At 47.3% G+C, this 19,655-nt stretch carries 20 protein-coding genes; 1 reads left to right on the top strand and 19 read right to left on the bottom strand.

Annotated elements, in window-relative coordinates; genetic code table 11:
- Window positions 1-406: 406 nt before the first annotated feature.
- The gene (locus BLQ13_RS26190) at window positions 407-955 is read right to left on the bottom strand and encodes a hypothetical protein (RefSeq protein WP_090924645.1); all 549 of its coding nucleotides are present in this window, start codon (window positions 953-955) and stop codon (window positions 407-409) included.
- An 87-nt stretch (window positions 956-1,042) separates the two neighbouring features.
- On the opposite strand from BLQ13_RS26190, the gene BLQ13_RS26185 reads away from it, so the two are divergent.
- Window positions 1,043-1,633: a TetR/AcrR family transcriptional regulator gene (locus BLQ13_RS26185; protein WP_090924644.1), complete on the top strand. Its 591-nt coding sequence runs from the start codon at window positions 1,043-1,045 to the stop codon at window positions 1,631-1,633.
- Window positions 1,634-1,717: 84 nt separating this feature from the next.
- Here the strand turns inward: BLQ13_RS26185 and BLQ13_RS26180 are convergent, their stop codons facing one another.
- From BLQ13_RS26180 to nadA, 18 genes are all read right to left on the bottom strand, one after another.
- Window positions 1,718-3,055: a TrkH family potassium uptake protein gene (locus BLQ13_RS26180; protein ID WP_090924643.1), complete on the bottom strand. Its 1,338-nt coding sequence runs from the start codon at window positions 3,053-3,055 to the stop codon at window positions 1,718-1,720.
- A gap of 157 nt (window positions 3,056-3,212) precedes the next feature.
- Window positions 3,213-4,724: a lysine--tRNA ligase gene (gene lysS / locus BLQ13_RS26175; protein ID WP_090924642.1), complete on the bottom strand. Its 1,512-nt coding sequence runs from the start codon at window positions 4,722-4,724 to the stop codon at window positions 3,213-3,215.
- A gap of 113 nt (window positions 4,725-4,837) precedes the next feature.
- Complete coding sequence (greA, locus tag BLQ13_RS26170) at window positions 4,838-5,317, bottom strand: transcription elongation factor GreA (RefSeq protein ID WP_090924651.1); 480 nt, start codon at window positions 5,315-5,317, stop codon at window positions 4,838-4,840.
- Window positions 5,318-5,568: 251 nt separating this feature from the next.
- Complete coding sequence (dusB, locus tag BLQ13_RS26165) at window positions 5,569-6,588, bottom strand: tRNA dihydrouridine synthase DusB (protein WP_090924641.1); 1,020 nt, start codon at window positions 6,586-6,588, stop codon at window positions 5,569-5,571.
- A 46-nt stretch (window positions 6,589-6,634) separates the two neighbouring features.
- Window positions 6,635-6,838 carry a helix-turn-helix domain-containing protein gene (locus tag BLQ13_RS26160; RefSeq protein ID WP_167375851.1) on the bottom strand — a complete coding sequence of 68 codons (204 nt, stop codon included), beginning with the start codon at window positions 6,836-6,838 and terminating at the stop codon, window positions 6,635-6,637.
- Window positions 6,790-7,338 (bottom strand): 2-amino-4-hydroxy-6-hydroxymethyldihydropteridine diphosphokinase, encoded by a 549-nt coding sequence (gene folK, locus BLQ13_RS26155; RefSeq protein WP_090924639.1) that lies wholly within the window; start codon window positions 7,336-7,338, stop codon window positions 6,790-6,792. The genes BLQ13_RS26160 and folK overlap by 49 nt, the downstream gene beginning before the upstream one ends.
- A gap of 9 nt (window positions 7,339-7,347) precedes the next feature.
- Window positions 7,348-7,710 (bottom strand): dihydroneopterin aldolase, encoded by a 363-nt coding sequence (gene folB / locus BLQ13_RS26150; protein WP_090924638.1) that lies wholly within the window; start codon window positions 7,708-7,710, stop codon window positions 7,348-7,350.
- Window positions 7,711-7,791: 81 nt separating this feature from the next.
- Window positions 7,792-8,658 (bottom strand): dihydropteroate synthase, encoded by an 867-nt coding sequence (gene folP, locus BLQ13_RS26145; RefSeq protein WP_090924637.1) that lies wholly within the window; start codon window positions 8,656-8,658, stop codon window positions 7,792-7,794.
- Window positions 8,655-9,548, bottom strand: coding sequence for an aminotransferase class IV (locus tag BLQ13_RS26140; protein WP_090924636.1), 894 nt, complete (start codon window positions 9,546-9,548; stop codon window positions 8,655-8,657). The genes folP and BLQ13_RS26140 overlap by 4 nt, the downstream gene beginning before the upstream one ends.
- Window position 9,549: 1 nt before the next feature.
- Complete coding sequence (gene pabA / locus BLQ13_RS26135; protein ID WP_090924635.1) at window positions 9,550-10,128, bottom strand: aminodeoxychorismate/anthranilate synthase component II; 579 nt, start codon at window positions 10,126-10,128, stop codon at window positions 9,550-9,552.
- 77 nt (window positions 10,129-10,205) lie between these two features.
- Complete coding sequence (locus BLQ13_RS26130) at window positions 10,206-11,819, bottom strand: anthranilate synthase component I family protein (RefSeq protein WP_090924650.1); 1,614 nt, start codon at window positions 11,817-11,819, stop codon at window positions 10,206-10,208.
- A gap of 224 nt (window positions 11,820-12,043) precedes the next feature.
- Window positions 12,044-12,982, bottom strand: a complete 939-nt coding sequence (gene cysK / locus BLQ13_RS26125) for a cysteine synthase A (RefSeq protein WP_090924634.1) — start codon at window positions 12,980-12,982, stop codon at window positions 12,044-12,046.
- Between the two features lie 394 nt (window positions 12,983-13,376).
- Window positions 13,377-14,327 (bottom strand): peptidyl-prolyl cis-trans isomerase, encoded by a 951-nt coding sequence (locus BLQ13_RS26120; RefSeq protein ID WP_090924633.1) that lies wholly within the window; start codon window positions 14,325-14,327, stop codon window positions 13,377-13,379.
- 23 nt (window positions 14,328-14,350) lie between these two features.
- Entirely contained in the window at window positions 14,351-15,268 is a 918-nt protein-coding gene (hslO, locus tag BLQ13_RS26115; RefSeq protein ID WP_090924632.1) for an Hsp33 family molecular chaperone HslO, read from the bottom strand.
- Window positions 15,269-15,345: 77 nt separating this feature from the next.
- Window positions 15,346-16,116, bottom strand: coding sequence for a type III pantothenate kinase (locus BLQ13_RS26110; RefSeq protein WP_090924631.1), 771 nt, complete (start codon window positions 16,114-16,116; stop codon window positions 15,346-15,348).
- 6 nt (window positions 16,117-16,122) lie between these two features.
- Complete coding sequence (gene nadC / locus BLQ13_RS26105; protein WP_090924630.1) at window positions 16,123-16,989, bottom strand: carboxylating nicotinate-nucleotide diphosphorylase; 867 nt, start codon at window positions 16,987-16,989, stop codon at window positions 16,123-16,125.
- Window positions 16,986-18,623 carry an L-aspartate oxidase gene (gene nadB, locus BLQ13_RS26100; RefSeq protein ID WP_090924629.1) on the bottom strand — a complete coding sequence of 546 codons (1,638 nt, stop codon included), beginning with the start codon at window positions 18,621-18,623 and terminating at the stop codon, window positions 16,986-16,988. Before nadB ends, nadC begins: the two co-directional genes overlap by 4 nt.
- 35 nt (window positions 18,624-18,658) lie before the next feature.
- Entirely contained in the window at window positions 18,659-19,597 is a 939-nt protein-coding gene (gene nadA, locus BLQ13_RS26095) for a quinolinate synthase NadA (RefSeq protein ID WP_090924628.1), read from the bottom strand.
- Between the last annotated feature and the right edge of the window lie 58 nt (window positions 19,598-19,655).

The raw sequence follows: 19,655 nt of genomic DNA, 5'->3' as shown, positions 1-19,655 counted from the left end.
AAAAGAGCGATAAGCTCATTTTGAATCTGACGAGATTAAAAATCTCATTTTTGATCTTGCAAGCAAGATCGATACTCACTCGTTGTTCAGTTTTCAAAGATCAAACATATTCAGTCACCGTCACTCATTCGCTTCAGTAACTTTTATATCATATCATTTCCGAACCAACTTTGCAAGCTCTTTTTTCAAGTTTCTTTCGAAGCTTGTTTTTATTAGCTTGCCGCACCGTCTAAACTGTGTTTTCTTGGCCGGAATTAGAATATACCATGTATGATTTTTGATTGCAAGCTTTTTTTTCACTTTTATCAAGAACTTGATCATTTCATAAGACAATCTGAATTACCTGAGCAAATAGGGCATTAAATGAGTAATACATCTTATAAAAACTGGTTACCCTTATTGACCGTTAACCTATATTTTTAGCAGGAGCTTTCCTCGGCCAAAAGCTATAACTAATACTTATCACGAGATCAATCCCCAGCACCATTGCCCATACTCGGATTAGACCTGAAAACACCTCTGTTCGAGCCGGATCACCAATCCACCATATCATAGTATACAAAAGCGCACTTCCAATACTCCAAGCCAAAAGATGTCTGACCCACCCTATACGCTCGTTCCTTGCATGTTCTCTTCCATATAACTTATTCCGCCTAGGATTCTCTCCCCCTCTAAACCAGTATTGAAAGTAACGATCAGCCCAAGCGATCATATGATGTCCAAAAGCGATGCTTACTCCAATATAGATAGCCGCTATACCATGAACCATACTTGCTGTTGCTCCGCGTTGAAGATCTACTACAGTAGCTACGAGCAACAAAACATCAACAATTGGTGTGGCGGCAAGCAAAGCCAATCCCAATCGCTTCATACCCAGCATATACCGTACGCTTAGCCCTGCCGCGACAAATATCCAAAATGCAATCTCACAGGCAATAATGAAATAAGCAACCATAATTACACCCCTTTTATATAATACGACTGTATTATAATTAATTTAACACTTTTGTACCATAATAATCAATGGTGTTATAATCATGACATGCCTAAAATCGTTGATCATGACAAACAGCGCTTGCTCGTAGCCGAGGCCGCTTGGCGTATTATCCGGAAAAATGGTATGGAACAAGCTTCTGTTCGAAATATCGCTGAGGAAGCTGGAATCTCGGTCGGATCCATGCGCCACTATTTTTCCACTCAATCGGAGCTTCTGTTATATGCAATGAATTTGGTTTCGGAACGGGTGACTGCCCGGATTCAAAGTATGTCTTTCGACGGGCCTCCGATGGAACATATGAAACAGTTACTGCTTGAATTCATACCCAATACGGATGAGAAAATGGCTGAAATGGAGGTGTGGTACGCTTTTACTGCCAAATCCAAAACGGATCCTGCACTCAAAAAACTGGCTGACACTGTATATAATGATATTAGACGAGCTGTCGAGATCGTTATTACTTCGCTGGTGAAGCTCGGCATCTTCCGACCAGATCTAAATCAGGAACTTGAGATCGAGAGACTATATGCTCTCATTGACGGCTTGGCTATCCATGCCGTGCTTAGACCCGATCAGATGAACGGCCAACTTATGGACGAGGCTCTCACCTTACATCTGACCTCTCTATGCCCTTAGAGCGCAACATAAAAAACGCAGTACATTTAATACCACCCCATTATTACTCATAGGGGTAGATATCGAATGTCTGCGTTTTTTGTTTTATCCAATAATGATCCGGCCTTCTGGATGGCGATACAATTTCTTCTCTTTACGGGGACGAAGTGCATACGCAATCGTTAGCGGCCCAATCCGACCAACAAACATGGTGAAGGTAATAATGATTTTGCCCCAATTGGTCATCTCATGGGTTACGCCCACCGACAGCCCCACCGTACCAATAGCAGATGCAGCCTCAAACATGAGGGAAAGGAATGGTGCATCTTCGGTTGTAAGTAACAGCATCACTACAATCATGAAGATACTGAGGGAAACCATAATGATCGTCAGGGCTCTCATGAGCAGCTCTTTAGGTACACGTTGACGGAAAAAGACAATGTCCTTGTTGCCCCGAATCATGGCATATACAGCACCAATCATGATCAGAAACGTGGTTGTTTTAATCCCTCCACCTGTCGAACCTGGAGAAGCGCCAATAAACATGAGCAAAATAAAGAAAAACTGAGTCGCTTGTCGCATCTGCGTAATGTCAATCGTACTTGTCCCGGAAGAACGCGTTGAGACAGACTGGAAGAACGATGCGTAGATCTTCTCGCTCCAAGTTAGTGAACCAAGCGTGTGACTGTTGGTGAATTCGAAAATAAACAATACCACTGCGCCTATACCGATCAACGCACCTGACACGGACAGCACCAATTTCGATTGCAAAGATAACCGGCGGCGTTTGCGATATTCAAACAGGTCATTCAACACAACAAAACCAAGTCCACCAGATATCACAAGAATCGAAGCAGTAATGTTAAAAATCCAGTCTCCGGTATAATATTGAAAACTGTTGCCAAACAGATCAAACCCACCATTGTTAAACAAGGAAACGGAATGAAATATGCCGTAGTATACGGCCTGCATAAAAGGCATCTCCGTTGCCCAGCGTAAAGCCAGAATGACCGCAGCTACCCCTTCAATAGTGAATGAAAAGATCAGAACCTTGCGGATAATCCGTACAATTCCCTCCATGCTGTCCGCATTAATAGCCTCTTTCAGTAGCAACCTGTCTTTAAGAGATATGCGTTTGCCCAGCACAAGTGCAAACAATGTGGCCATGGTCATGAAACCGAGCCCGCCAAGTTGCATCAGGATCATGATGACAATCTGACCAAACAAATTGAAAGTTGTTCCTACATCCACCACAACTAGCCCAGTCACACATGCCGCTGATGTAGCTGTGAATAAAGCATCAATAAAGGCTAGATGTGTGCCACTCTGATTAGAAAACGGCAACATCAACAAAACGGTCCCAATAGAGATAATTAGCAAGAAACCGCCAACCAATATTAACGGAGGAGATATGAACCTGGCGATCTGAAGCCTGAACTTCATGAAGGGCACCTCTTTTAACCAAAATAAAAATAGGAGCAACTTGTGACCCGTAGCACGTCTGAATGAGTTGCCTATGTAAACCCAAAGAGGAACTTGCCCCAGCTTGAAGCAAGTGGCAGGTTCCTCTTCTATTATGAACGAAAGATACGTTCCTTATTTACTCTTGTGTACGTGGACGCATATGCGGGAAGAGCAGTACGTCACGGATGGACGGTGAATTGGTCAACAACATGATCAGACGATCGATACCGATTCCCAGACCACCTGTTGGTGGCATACCATATTCAAGTGCACGGATGAAATCGTCATCCATCTCATGAGCCTCATCATTACCGTGCTCTTTCTCCAACATCTGAGCTTCAAAACGCTGACGCTGATCAATTGGATCATTCAGCTCGGTGAAGGCATTGGCATGCTCACGTCCAACGATAAACAACTCGAAACGATCCGTGAAGCGTGGATCTGCATCGCTTTTCTTCGCCAGTGGCGAGATTTCAAGCGGATGTCCCATAATGAACGTTGGCTGTATCAACGTTTCTTCAACAAACTCTTCGAAGAAGGCGTTCAGGATGTGACCAAATGTCATATGTGGTTCAACTTTTACGTTATGCTGTTTCGCCAAGCTGTGCGCTTCCTCATCCGTCATATGAACGGAGAAGTCTACACCGACAACTTCCTTAACCGCATCCACCATGGTCACACGGCGCCATTGCGGCTTAAGATTCACTTCATGATCTCCATATTGGATAACTTGTTTACCCAATACTTCCTGTGCGATATGAGCAACCAGGTTTTCAGTTAAAGCCATGATATCCTTGTAATCCGCATAAGCCTCATACAACTCAATCATCGTAAATTCCGGATTGTGACGTGTAGACATACCTTCGTTCCGGTATACGCGGCCAATCTCATATACTTTTTCCAGACCGCCGACAATCAGACGTTTCAAGTGAAGTTCAATCGCGATCCGCATGTACAGTTCCATATCAAGCGCATTGTGATGAGTAATAAACGGACGAGCCGCCGCACCACCTGCGATTGTATGCAATGTGGGTGTCTCCACTTCCAGATAACCATGGGAGTCGAGGTAACGACGCATGGATTGAATGATTTTGGAACGCATAATGAAGGTCTGCTGCACATCAGGGTTCATGATCAGGTCTACATAACGCTGGCGATAACGCAGTTCAACGTCAGTCAAACCATGGTATTTATCCGGGAGTGGATAAAGAGATTTCGACAACACTTCCAGGTCTTTTACTTTAACGGAAGTCTCACCCGTTTTGGTTTTGAAGACAACGCCAGTTACCCCAACGATATCCCCGAGATCAAGCAGGCTGAATGCCGCAAACTTGTCCTCAGGTACGCTATCCTGACGAACATAGATCTGGATTCGGCCGCTCAGGTCCTGAATATGTGCAAAGCTTGCTTTACCCATGCCCCGCTTCGCCATAATCCGTCCGGCAATACTGACTTCGATGTGCTTCTCTTCCAGCTCTTCCTTGGTCAGTTCTTCATACTTCTTCAGAATGGAGCCGGCTTCTTCGGTACGTACGTATTTTTGGCCAAAAGGGTCGATTCCCAAGTTGCGGAGCTCGTCCAATTTGTCGCGGCGAATCTGTAACAGCTCGCTAAGTTCGGTTTCCTGATTCAAGACTTCATCCGTCATGATCTGTATTCATCTCCTTATTTACATTGCAGCCTGTGCGTGAGGCTTGTCCGTAATGTTGAAAAAAGCTTCCCTAAGGAAGCTTTTGTCTACTACGCCTGACTGCTTCGTTACTACAGCTTTTTAATATCTACAATTTTATATTGAATTACGCCAGCAGGCACACTTACATCAACCACTGTACCTTTTTTCTTGCCCAAAATAGCTTTACCTACAGGACTTTCATTGGAAATCTTGTTCTGAAGCGGATTGGATTCCGCTGTACCTACAATCGTATATTCTGTGATATCGCCGAATTCCAAATCCTCTACAGTTACGGTTGCACCCACACTTACGGAATCGGTATCGATTTCGTCGCTGTTGATAATTCGTGCGTTACGCAACAGCTTCTCGAGTGTGATGATACGTCCTTCAATAAAAGCTTGCTCATTTTTCGCATCTTCGTATTCGGAGTTCTCACTGATATCACCATAGCCAATAGCTACTTTGATCCGTTCAGCCACTTCGCGGCGCTTCACTGACTTCAGTGTTTCCAGTTCTTCTTCCAGCTTCTTGAGTCCTTCTGGTGTAAGGATAACTTCCTTGTCGCTCATCTCAACCGATTCTCCTGTCATGGGAATAATTTGATTGTACGGCAACGGAATCAGTGCTGATGACAGAACTCCGCCCGCATACATCTTCAAAACTATATGAAGTTCTCCAGAGAAATAGAATATTCCTCCTGATGCACTATACTTAGTAAACGCACATGGCGAATTTATACTGAGAAATTATAGGTGAACGATCTCGAAAAGTCAATGTTACATCCCCTGCGGCTGTAAACGTTTTACAGCACAGCTCCTAATTATGATGCATTACCCGCAATTACCGGTTCAGACTCCAGATTTCCTTCCATTTTCAACTGTTCCACAAAGTTCTCCAGTATGCCCACCATCTCATCCCGTTTGGTTCCTTCCATAATAACGTCCTTGATTCGGGCAGATCCCTTCAATCCCTTCAAGTACCAAGCCAGATGTTTACGCATTTCACGTACAGCGACGGTCTCATTTTTGAGTGCAATTAGTCGATCCATATGCAAAACAGCTACACGGATCTTCTCCTCTGCATTCGGGTCAGGAGGTAACTGGCCTGAACTCAGATACTGAATTGTGCGATATAACATCCATGGATTACCCAAGGCAGCACGCCCGATCATTACTCCGTCACACCCGGTCTCGTCCAGCATACGGCGTGCATCTTCCGGTGAAGATACGTCGCCATTACCGATGACTGGAATGGAGACAGCCTCTTTGACATTTTTAATATGGGACCAATCCGCTGTACCTGTATAGAGTTGTTCTCTTGTACGTCCATGCACGCTGACAGCACTTCCACCAGCGCGTTCCACCGCAAGAGCGTTCTCCACTACATAGATGTGTTCGTTGTCCCAGCCGATCCGCATTTTAACGGTGACTGGTTTCTCAACAGCTTCTACAACAGCCGATACCATCTCATAGATTTTGTTCGGGTCCAGCAACCAGCGTGCACCTGCATCACACTTCGTTACCTTCGGAACAGGACACCCCATGTTAATATCAATGATATCTGCATTGGTTTCCTTATCTACGATTCTAGCTGCCTCGACAAGCGATTCCCGGTCGCCTCCCCAAATCTGCAGACTGAGCGGTTTCTCACGTTCATCCACAAATAACATCTCGCGTGTCCGCTGGTTGCCATGCACAATGGCTTTGCCACTCACCATCTCTGCACAGACAAGACCTGTACCAAACTCTTTGGCGATCAAGCGAAAAGCCGGATTGCATACTCCAGCCATGGGTGCGAGAACAACCTGATTTTTCATTTCAATATTACCAATCTTAAGCATGTCTGCTAGTTCACCTCTTTATCCGTTCTTCGCTGTCCGTCGTTCTTTATTTCCCTTGTAATTCCTCGATACTAATCGCGAGCACACCCGCAATCTTGTTCAGTTCCTGTGCTGTCACCTTGCGATTTCCCCGTTCAATCGTCCCCAGAATAGCCAAAGATATGCCTGTCTCGGCTGCAAGCTCATGCTGGGTTAACCCTTTCAGCTTCCGGAACGCCCGGATTCGGTTGGCCAATTGCATGTTTTCCAACGCTGTATTCCATCCTTTCCATCCAGTACAGACAACGATGCGTGTACAAAGGTATGCAGACCTGATGCCTCGTCCTGCGGTACGATGTCCGACAGCGGCACCAGTACAAAAGCCCGCTCTCCCATACGGGGATGCGGCAGTTGAAGCAGTTCAGTATCTCGCGTCTCTCCATGCATCCAGAGCAAGTCCAGATCCACCGTACGTGGGCCCCAGCGAATATCCCTAATCCGTCCAAGCTGATTCTCTACACTGAGCAATTCGGCGAGCAAAAGCTCCGGAGTCAGACTTGTACTGACTGTAGCAGCCATATTCAAAAACGCAGGCTGATCGACATATCCTACCGGCTCTGTCTCATATAGTGCAGAACAGCGTAGCACAGATATATGAGGGTGTTCATTCAGAAGTGTTAACGCTTCAAGAAGCGTCTGCTCCCGATTACCCAAATTAGCCCCTAAAGCAATATAAGCCTCTGAGGATTCAGAGGTCGAATGTGCAATCATGATCGGTTCTCACTTTCTTGAGCGGCGAAGCTCTACCGTTACGCCTCCAAAATGAATATCAAATGGCGGGTGCGGCTTCGTCACCTTGACTGTCAATGCATTGATAATAGTATAAGTGTCTAGTAAAGAAGATGCAATATGTTCACCCAACGCTTCAATTAACTGGAATGATTTATTTTCGACGATCTGCTTCACCAGCTCATGAATCTCTGCGTAATTAATCGTTTTGGTCAGATCATCGTTGCGCCCAGCCTCACCCAGATCCATATCGATCTCCAGATCAATGTAATACCGCTGACCCAGCTTTCGTTCTTCTGCAAACACACCGTGATACCCGTAATACTCCATGCGGTGCAATACCATTCTGTCCATCCAGTTCCCCTGCCTTCTATTCAAATACTTTCTATATCAAAACGCTTCGCTTCAACATGAAGGGGCCGTGAAGGCCCTCCATTATGATCTTCTCCGTAAGCCCGGAGAACGATATAACATCGCATCACACATGTCCGCCGTCCGCCGGATCGGCTTCACATCATGAACCCGTACCAACTGGCAGCCTTGGGCAATGCCAAATGCAACCGTTGCTGCTGTACCTTCCAGCGCATCGTCAGCACCTACATCCAGCGTGTGCTGGATGAATCTTTTGCGGGATGTAGCAAGCAGCACGGGATACCCCAACTCGTTTAACAGACCGAGAGAAGACATCAACTCCAGGTTCTCCGAGAGGTCCTTCACAAAACCAATCCCTGGGTCCAGTATAATCTGACTCTCCTCTACGCCCGCTGCAAGCGCAAGCTGAACGCTGTCCTGCACATCACGCACAACATCAGGCAGGTAATCGGTGTAGTCTCTTGCCTGCCGATTATGCATCAGAATAATCGGGCAACCCAGCTCAGCAGCAGTCCGCGCCATATCCGGGTCGGCCTTGGCCCCCCATACATCGTTGATGATATGAGCCCCTGCCAGAATGGCTTGGCGCGCAACGTCAGCCTTGTACGTATCCACGGAGATCGGAATATGTGGCGCCTCTGCACGCAAGGCTTCGATCACCGGAATAATTCGATGAAGTTCTTCATCTGCGCCGACCACCTCTGATCCTGGACGGGTGGATTCTCCACCGATATCAATCAGATCCGCACCGTCCTCCATCATTTGTTTCGCATGGGCTACTGCCCGCTCCACATTATTGTAGCGCCCACCATCTGAGAACGAATCTGGCGTGACATTCAAAATGCCCATAATCTGCGTCCGGGATCCCAGCATAATTGAAGCTGGTCCCCATTCATATTTCCGTTCATAGATGACCGGTGTAAGTGTCATGAAGTATACCCCGCTTTCTCCCGGTACATACGCAGCAGTACTGCCGTTACCGGACCAATCCGTCCATTGCTGATATCTGTTTCAGTGCCGCTCAGATCCCGCAACGTCGTCACTGGCACGAGCTCGGCTACGGAACCCGTCAGAAAAATTTCATCTGCTTGCTGTAGATCTTCCCATAGTGCCTGCACCTCTACGCAAGCGATGCCTTGATCTGCAGCAATCTCCATCACCACCGCTCTAGTGATCCCTGGAAGAATGCCTGTTGACAACGAAGGGGTGTAGAGAACTTTCTCTCGCACCCAAAATATATTGCTGACAATGCCCTCCGCAACATAATCGTCGCGCGTAAGTTGTAATCCTTCTGCGCTCAGTAATCGCTGGTCTTGCCCAACATAAGTGTTTAATTCACGTTTCGCCAAGATACTGTTCATGTAATGAAGCGACTTGAATCTGATTTGGCTTTCCGGTGTATTACGAGGTGTAGATAGACGTTGTAGCATTTTGCCCCTTTCATACAGAGTAGGAGAAGGGTCAGGTAATGATTTTGCCAGTACGACATGTGTGGGGTCTGTATAATTCCCCGAAGGTAGTCCAAGAGGCGCTTCACCAGCAGATACTGTATAACGCACGTACGCATCCTTAAGTTCGTTTCCCTGCATCAGACGGGATATCCAGTCTTTGACTTCCTCTGCTGTCACTGTAAAAGGAATGCCCAACTCTTCACAGCCTGAAGCCATGCGCTCCAGATGCCTTTCCAGAAGGTAGGGAACTCCTTGGTATGTTCGAAAGGTCTCGAACAGCCCCAGTCCGTACAAAAAGCCGTGATCCGTTACAGGAACCACAGCCGACGCCAGTTGAACCAGTTCCCCGTTAATCGCGGCATATTGCATATTATACGTTCGCTTTTTGCTGTGCTAGGAAATTGCGAAGCATCTGATGGCCATGATCTGTAATGATGGATTCCGGGTGGAACTGTACACCTTCAATCGCATACGTTTTGTGACGCAGACCCATGATCTCTCCTTCAGCTGTTTCCGCTGTAATCTCCAGACAATCCGGCAGGCTACTACGTTCCACGATCAATGAATGATACCGAGTTGCCGTAAACGGAGAAGGCAGCCCCGTAAATACCGATGTACCCTGGTGATGCATCTCCGATGTTTTGCCGTGCATCATCCGATCCGCTCGAATGACATTGCCTCCAAACGCCTGCCCGATCGCCTGATGTCCAAGACAGACGCCAAAAATGGGAATGCTTCCTTTGAAATGTTCGATAACTGCCAAGCTGATCCCCGCTTCATTCGGTGTACATGGACCTGGAGAGATCAGAATATGATCCGGTGCCAGTGCTTCAATACCTGCCAGATCAATCTCGTCATTGCGGCGAACTTCCACCGTCTCCCCCAATTCACCCAGATATTGAACCAGGTTGTAGGTAAAGGAATCGTAATTGTCGATAACCAGAATCATAGGTCTGCTCCTCCTCATATTCCACCGCAGATTACGGCGGATGCTTTGTTTATTTTAACTTATTCCATTTCATCGCTTCATTCTGTTCTGTTCGTGTGTTTCTGCTCGCGTTGGGGTTCTCCTGCTGATGCCTGCGCTGTGTCAGCCTCCGCTCGTTCACTGTAGTTCACAGCTCGCATCATTGCTCTAGCCTTGTTGGAACACTCCTTGTACTCGCGATATGGATCGGAATCAATGACAATACCTGCACCAGCCTGCACATAACCCGTCCCATCCTTAATCGCAAGAGTGCGTATAACGATATTCAGCTCCATATTGCCACTGTAGTCTATCCATCCGATTGACCCTGTATATGGCCCCCGTCGTACTGGCTCAAGCTCTTCGATAATCTCCATCGTGCGTACTTTCGGAGCACCCGTTATCGTTCCGCCAGGAAACGTTGCGGCAATGACATCAAACACAGTTAATCCTTCCGCCAGCTTGCCTTCCACCTGTGAAACCAGGTGCATAACATGCGAATATTTCTCGATTGTCATTAACTCAGGAACATGAACCGATCCATACGCAGCAATTCGACCGATATCATTGCGCTCCAGATCAACCAGCATAATATGCTCGGCTCGCTCCTTCTCACTGCCAAGCAACTCATCTGCCATCGCCTGATCCTCTGCTTCATCTCGTCCTCTTCTTCGTGTTCCTGCGATGGGCCGCGCACTCACTTTGCCGTTCTCCACTTTGACGAGCAATTCTGGCGATCCACTGACCAGTTGGAATTCGGGACTGCGAAGCATTCCCATATAGGGTGACGGGTTCACGATACGCAGCCATTCATAGATATGCTCGCTACTGGATTGGAGCTGCTTTTCATGTCGCAGGGACAGATTAACCTGAAATACATCGCCTTGCCTGATATACTCCTGTACCTGAAGAACAGCTTGTTCAAAATCCTTTTGTGGGAAGGACGTCCTCCATCCCTCTGTTTCCCGTTCGGATTCTTCTGTGCGTAGGGCAAGATGAACTCGCCTGTGACGGAGCTCTAACGCTTGCTGTTGCTCCTCTGCCTGAGCGAAACCCATAATATGAAGCCAGCGTTGCTGCATGGCTACCGCACGTTTCCCAGCCGCAGCATAGAGACTCTGTAGATTGGCCTGTTCCTGCTGTTCAGCACTCACTTCCAGATGCACCATACAAAAAAGAGCCTGCTGCTCATGGTCGTATGCCCATATTTCCTCAAAGCGCATCCACCAGTAATCTGGAAGTGCAGGATTATCCTCAGCAATCGTTGGCAGTTTCTCCAGTGATCTGGCTACATCATAACTGAGGTATCCGGCGCAACCGCCTGCAAAATCTGGTGCTCCGTCAACCTTGGGTGCTCGGTAAGGTGATGTCCACCGTTTTAGCACATCCAGCGGATTGCCCTGATCTGTTCTGCTTGTTCCTTGAAACACGTCATGAATTGTGGCTTCCTGTCCTTTGCCGGAAACGATGGATACCGGATTTAAGCCGAGGAAAGTATACCTTCCGCCTTTGCCATTCTCCAGCACAATTGCATTAGGAGATGCTTGCTGCCACGCTGCCTCCCACGTTAGCGGTAAACCGCCATGATACGGTCCCTCATCCGACTTCGTTATATATGGTAACATTGTCCAGCCTTGTCCAGCCCATGCTTCCCAGTCGGCGTATGTTGTCATCAGGTGTGTCACTGCGGCCCGCCGCCCTTCTTGTGTCACTATATAAGTTGTGCAACCGAGTGTTCAACTTATATAGTTCTTATTGTTTGATAGTATACTAAAGCGCCGTTGCTTTTAAAAGCATTACGCAAAAAATCCTCCCTACCCGTCAGGGCAGAAAGGATTGATATAAACTGTTCAGAAACATTAAGCTTATCCGGTAAAAGATAGGTCCTATGTCTGAATTACGCCTCGAAATTGTAAAGCGGTGTGCTCAGATAACGTTCGCCATTACTTGGCACGATAACGACAACGCGTTTACCTGCACCCAGTTGTTTGGCTACTTGAAGTCCTGCGCGAATCGCTGCACCGGATGAAATACCGGACAGAATACCCTCTTCTTTTGCAACAGCACGAGCCGTTTCAAATGCATCATCATTCTCGATGTGAATGATCTCGTCATATACTTCTTGATCCAAAATTTCAGGAATAAAGTTTGCACCAATTCCCTGAATTTTGTGAGGACCCGGTTTGCCACCAGCCAGAATTGGTGATGCTGCCGGCTCTACAGCCACAATTTTGATTCCAGGGAACGCTTCTTTCAACACTTCACCCGTACCTGTGATTGTTCCGCCAGTACCGATGCCCGCAACAAATGCATCAAGCGTGCCGCCTACAGACTGGATCGCTTCAACGATTTCAGGACCTGTCGTTTCGCGGTGAATCTTCACATTTGCTTTGTTTTTGAACTGCTCCGCCATGAAGTAGGACGGGTTTTCTTTCAACAGCTCTTCGGCTTTTTTGACTGCACCATTCATTCCTTCTGCTCCAGGTGTAAGTACAAGCTCAGCACCATAAGCACGAAGCAGGTTACGACGCTCCAAGCTCATCGTCTCAGGCATTACAATAACAGACTTGTAGCCTTTAGCAGCAGCAACCATCGCGAGGCCGATCCCCGTGTTACCGCTTGTTGCCTCAATGATCGTACCACCCGGTTTCAGCTTGCCTTCTTTTTCCGCTTCTTCAACAATGCTAACTGCGATCCGATCTTTAACACTTGATCCTGGGTTCTGGTATTCCAGCTTCACCAATACTTCAGCACTACCTTCAGGTACGATATTGTTCAAACGAACAAGCGGAGTACCTCCGATGAGTTCAGTTACGTTATTAACTACTTTAGCCATATGAATGCCCTCCTTAATGGTATAAATGGTACTTAACTCCTGTAAACTTATGTGATTTGTGCGAGTCAGCCTCTGGATGTTTATGAAGAACTGCGGAAATCCGGTGATTATCCGTTCCTTTCTGCATAAAGAACCACGCAAACAGGTGTAGGTAGCGCCGAGTTTTCCGAAAGTTTCTTTATTACATTGAAAACATCTAAATTCATGCATATTATGATGCATTTATATCCGAGTAAACGAGTAGGTTTTTGATTATTTTCATCTTATCAACGTTACACGCCATTGTCAATATGAGTACTCAAAAAAATACTTTGCCTTGGGCCCTGAGACCGTAGACAAAGTATTTTTATCAAGATGCAACTTCTATAAGACAGGAAAATTGTCAATCTTCGTTTCAGGAGGCAGGAATCTCGGAGATGATCACAGCCTTGTATTTATCGCGCAGCATCTGTTCCACTTGCGGAAGTGGATCAGCCTGACTTAAGGCCAGCTCCATACGAATCTCTTCATGTACTTCCTTTGCTGACTGCTCCTGGCGTTCGGCTTTGTCATTCAGTTTGATGATGGCATAACCGTCCTCAACTTTCACTGGACCAGCAATATCACCGATTGACATATTGGCAGCCCTTTGCAAAATGGATTTAGGTTGGAAAGGGTCGTTCTGATCAATCCACCCTAGTTTACCTCCCGCATCTCGGGAGTAACTATCCTCTGATTCGGAGCGAGCCATTTCTTCGAAATCTTTCCCGTTCCGAAGCTCCGTCAATATAGCCTCTGAATCAGACTTTTCTTTTACCACAATAATAGACAGATCATATTTCTCAGGGGTGATATAGTCTTCTCGATGCTCTACCCAGTATTTTTGAATATCGTCATCCTTCACCTGAATACCTGCGGTAGCAATCTTTTCGAGCAGTAGACGGTAACCTGCCTCTAATTCGAGATCCTGCTTCGACAGGCCAAGCTGTGATTTCATAGCATCATAGTATGACTTCTCTGAATCATACCCATCCATCGCTCCAGCCATTTCTCTTGCGATCTCTTTCGGAGTAACCACCAGATTGCGTTGAAGGGCTTCAGCATAAACCGCTTTTCGGTTCAACATCTGCAGCAGGATTTCACTGCCATAACGTCGTTTTAATGCATCTGTCCAATCTTTATCCGTAATCACTTCACCGTTAATCGTTGCAACCGTACTTCCCTCTTCCTTGTTGGCATCATGAGGTGTCTCTGCATCTTCTTTCCCCTGATGAAGCACCTGCATCGCCATGAATGTACCCATCACGAGCACGCCAAGTGTCAAAATAACGACCGCCGTCCATAATCCTTTTTCCTGTCTGGTCATACCTCATCCCGTCCCCGCATCGATCAATTCTTGGCTTGTTCTAGGATGGCCTCTAGCTGCTCTTTGTTAAAATCATACGCTTCATTACAGAATTGGCAGACCACTTCAGCTTGCCCTTCTTCTTCAATTAATTGCCCCAGCTCGGACTGACCAAGACTGATTAAGGTTTGTTCCAGACGTTCACGAGAACAACTACATCTAAAACGAATATCCAGTTCGCCCATGACCTGCACATCCGGCAGGAGACTGCGCAACAATTCCTCTAGCTCGAGTCCTTCGTTCAACAAGGTTGTCACCGGAGGCAGTGCACCAATGGCATTCTCGATTTCTGTAATCTCGGGATCAGTGAGGCCTGGGAGAAGCTGAATAATAAATCCGCCCGAAACAATAACCGAGTTATCCGTATCAACCAGCACACCCACTCCAACAGCAGAAGGCGTCTGTTCTGACTGAGCAAAATAATACGTAAAGTCTTCGCCCAGTTCGCCCGAGATAATCGGAATGCTACCACGGTACGGGTCTTTCAGTCCCAGATCCTTCGTTATATTAATGAAACCTTCTGTACCCACCGCCCCAGCTACATCCAATTTGCCAAAACGATTGCTTGGCAGATGTACATGCGGATTGGAAACATAACCGCGCACCTCACCTTTGGCATTAGCGTCGGCTACGATCTGGCCAATTGGGCCATCTCCGTTCACTTGTATAGTTAGTTTCTCATCACCTTTAAGCATGGCACCCATAATGGCTGCTGTCGTTACTGTACGCCCCATAGCTGCTGTAGCCGTAGGAAACGTATCATGTCTTCTACGCAGTTCTTCTACCAGTTCTGTGGTCTGAACGGCAAACGCTCTTACCTTTCCATTCATCGCTGTACCACGGATCAATCGGTCATGTTTGTTGTTGTTTTCCAAGTCATTCAGCCTCCTTTGGCGTGTCATTTTAATATCGTAACAGAAAAAAACGGCTCAACATTTAAGCTGTAATTCCAGCCTGCTGTATGCCGCCCTTTGTATGTCTACCTTTCCCGGTTCCGCTCGTAGATGACACGTAGTCCCTCAAGCGTAAGCAGTGGATCAACTTTCTCAATGCTACGGGTTTCTTCTGCAATCAGAGTAGCAAGACCTCCTGTGGCAATAACCATAGGTTCAGCCTTCATCTCTTCGCGAATTCGTTCTACGATGCCGTCCACTTGGCCAGCATAACCATAGATGATGCCGGACTGCATGGCATGCACGGTATTGCGCCCAATCACCTTCTTCGGCTTCTCCAGCTCAATTCGCGGTAGCTTCGCTGCTCGCTCGTAAAGAGCTTCGGTAGCAATGTGAATACCAGGTACAATCGCGCCTCCCAGGTAATGGCCTTTCTCATCAATACAGTCGAACGTCGTGGCTGTACCAAAATCAACGACCACAAGGGGGCCGCCGTATTTTTCCACGGCCGCCACAGCATTCACGATCCGATCCGCCCCTACTTCACGCGGATTCTCATATCGTAGATTCAGGCCGGTCTTGATACCGGGCCCAACCAGCAATGGTTTTTTGCCCACATATTTCACACACATCGTTTCGATGACACTCACCAGCGGTGGAACCACTGATGAAATAATGACACCCTCAATGTCCCGGGCAGAAATACCGGACATATGAAATAAATTATAAATCAATACGCCGTATTCATCCACTGTGGACTGACGAGATGTGCTGAGACGAAAATGATGCAATAGTTCACGGCCCTGATATACCCCGAGCACGATGTTACTATTGCCCACGTCTACGACTAGAATCAAAGAGGTTCACCCCTCTTTCTTTTCGTTTAAATCCAGGCTGATATCCAGGCTCTCAAAAGAATAGGTTAACCTGCCAACCGAAATTACATCCACACCCGTTTCCGCTATTCCGCGAATCGTTTCAAGTGACACATTGCCGGATGCTTCTATCTTCACATGCGGAGCCTGTTCACGAATCAGAGCGACTGCTTCTCGCATCCGATCAGGCCGCATGTTATCCAGCATAATGATATCTGACCCAGCTTGCAAGGCTTCCTGTACTTGAGCAATGTTTTCCGTTTCAACTTCAATCGTCATCGTATGCGGAATAACTGCCCGTGCTCGCTGCACAGCTTCTGTAATGCTACCTGCACCTTTAATATGATTGTCTTTGATCATAACGGCATCATACAGTCCAAACCGGTGATTGGCTCCGCCCCCCACACGTACAGCATACTTTTCCAGCAAGCGATGGCCTGGTGTTGTTTTGCGCGTATCGACAAGTCTGGTCTTCAATCCATCAAGAGCATCTACGTAGGAACGTGTTCGGGTAGCAACACCGGACATACGCTGTAACAGATTAAGTGCGAGCCGTTCCCCAGTCAGGAGCGAATGTGTACTCCCTTCAACTTCAGCCAATATGGTTCCAGGAGTGACTGTATCACCGTCTTTTACTTTTGCTGTATAACGAAGCTCCGGATCTACGACTTGAAATACAAGCTCTGCAATCGTTATGCCCGCTATGACTCCATGATCTTTGGCATGAATCACAGCCCTGGATTCACTACCCGCTGGAATGGTCACATTCGTTGTGACATCCCCTGCACCTACATCCTCGCGCAGCCAGCCTTTGATCGTCTCAATTAGTTCCTCATTATATCCGTTCAGTATCATGACATCCATTCCTCCACAATCGCTTGTTCTCGCTGCTGCAGACTATGCTTCTGCCATATTATATCGTCTCGTGCAGGGAAGTCCTCACGGTAATGTGCTCCTCGGCTCTCCTCACGGTGCAGCGCTCCGCTGGTTACAAGCCACGCACAAGTCAGAAGGTTCGCATACTCCAGTTCTTCTCTTTGGGTAAGTCTTTGATCAAAAAAAGACAACTCCTGTTGCATTTTATCCATTGCCTGTTGCAAGTTCTTTCCGTTTCTTCGCAGTCCCACTTGACGAACCATCATCTTTTGCAGACGTAAACGTCTTTCCGATACCGGCTTGGAATGTTGCCGTTCTTTTGCACGGCTAATATTCTTATTCTCCATGCTCAGAGATTTCACATCTCTTCCAAGTGATTCTTCGATGGCCGGCAACGCATGGATACGATCCACGATTCTGCGTCCAAATACAATCGCTTCAGATAAGGAATTGCTCGCTAGTCGATTAGCTCCGTGCACGCCGGTAGAGGATACCTCGCCACAGGCAAATAAACGGGGGATACTGCTCTCACCACTCAAGTCCGTCTTTACTCCGCCCATCATATAATGCGCAGCAGGTGCAACCGGAATCCAATCTGTAGTCATGTCGAGACCGTAACGCATACAAGTTTCATAAATGGTAGGAAAACGATGTTTCACCATCTCCGGTAGCTCATGGGTAATGTCGAGGTAAACAAAGGTACTGTTTGTCAGCTCCATCTCGCTGACAATGGCTCTAGCTACAATATCACGAGGCGCCAGTTCAAGCTGGGCATGATATTTCTCCATGAATCGTTCACCCTTCACGTTGCGGAGGTAAGCACCTTCCCCGCGTACCGCTTCAGATACCAGGAAACGGGGTGCTCCCGGGTAACATAAGGATGTCGGGTGGAACTGGATGAATTCCATATCACGAACTATAGCCCCCGCACGGTATGCCATAGCTACCCCATCAGCTGTAGCTACATCCGGATTCGTCGTATAACGATACAGCTGTCCCGCACCGCCTGAGCAGAGCACTGTTGCTTTTGCTTTGACAAACACCTTTGAGCCGTCTTCTTTCAGAATCAGAGCACCGATACATTCTCCTCGATCCGTAATCAAATCCACCACAAAGTGCTCATCCCAAACGTCAATGCCTGAATGCTCGTGAACCTCAACAGCGAGCGCCCTAACGATCTCATATCCAGTTGCATCCCCATTGGCATGTAAAATACGGCGGTGGCTGTGCGCACCTTCCTGCGTCAACGCCAACTCGCCGTTCTCCAGATCGAACAATGTTCCCAGACGGATCAGTTCTCTGACACCGTCCGGGCCCTCATTCACCAATACTTCAACTGCCTCGGATCGACACAAACCGGCTCCGGCAACAAGAGTATCTTGCAAGTGGTACGCAGGAGAATCATCTTCAGCAATAACAGCCGCAATCCCGCCCTGCGCATATCTGGTGTTACTCTCAAGTAAAGACTTCTTCGTAATCATCAGAACACGATGCTGTTCGCTAGCCTTAATTGCGGTAAACAGACCAGCAATGCCTGAACCGATCACCAGTACATCGGTCTCCACCATTGGCAGCGCAGAGAGGTCAAAATCATATATATATTGCGGTATCATCTTATTCACCTGTCTCGGAGCAAGAGTAACGCATGTTACTTCACCAGTAACATGCGCTCTAGTGATTCTCTGGCTTTATCAGCAACAGCCGGTGGGACATAGATCTGAGGCTTCATCGTCTCCAGGCATTTGACCAGCTTCTTCAGGTTGTTCACCTTCATGTTCGGACATACCAGGAACTTAGTCGCAAAATGGAACTGTTTATCCGGACTGTCGAGGCGAAGCTGATATCCTGTGCCATCCTCCGTGCCGACAATGAATTCCTTAGTGGAGGATTTCTTGCAATATTCCAGAATGGCTGTTGTGCTGCCTACAAAATCCCCCATTTCTACAACTTCAGGGCGACACTCGGGGTGCACCACAAACTCAGCATTCGGATATTTAGCCTTCATCTCAACAACATCTTTTACCGTAAGCATATCGTGTGTATTGCAGTAACCTTCCCATATTATCATCTTCTTGTCTGTGTGCTGCTGTACATAATGCCCCAGGTTTTTGTCCGGTACCCAGATGATTTCTTCGGAATCCACAGACTGGATTACACGAACAGCATTCGCTGATGTACAGCAAATATCTGTTTCTGCTTTGATCTCAGCCGAGGAATTAATGTAGGTGACCACCTTGGCGTTCGGGTGTTGTGCCTTCAGCTTACGTAATCCGTCCACGTTCACCATGTCTGCCATTGGGCACCCGGCACGTTCATCAGGGATCAAAACGGTTTTGCCCGGAGCCAGAATTTTAGCGCTTTCACCCATAAAATGAACACCACAGAATACAATAACATCCGCATCTGTTTGCGCTGCCTTCTGGGCCAGCAGGAAAGAGTCTCCCCGGAAATCTGCGACTTCCTGTACTTCATCACGTTGATAATAATGAGCAAGAATAATAGCATTACGTTCCTTCTTGAGTTCCATCAGCCGCTCACGCAACTCACGATTCATCTCAGCCTTGCGCTCTAAAGCCAGAGCTTCCACCTGTGATCCTCTCCTTATCGGGACAGCGTCAAGCGCTGTTTCATGGACTAACCTATGT

The organism is Paenibacillus polysaccharolyticus (genome assembly GCF_900102085.1).
In the GTDB taxonomy this organism is placed as follows: domain Bacteria; phylum Bacillota; class Bacilli; order Paenibacillales; family Paenibacillaceae; genus Paenibacillus; species Paenibacillus polysaccharolyticus.
Note: the sequence above shows the minus strand (reverse complement) of the source record. Positions and strands in the feature narration are given on the sequence as shown.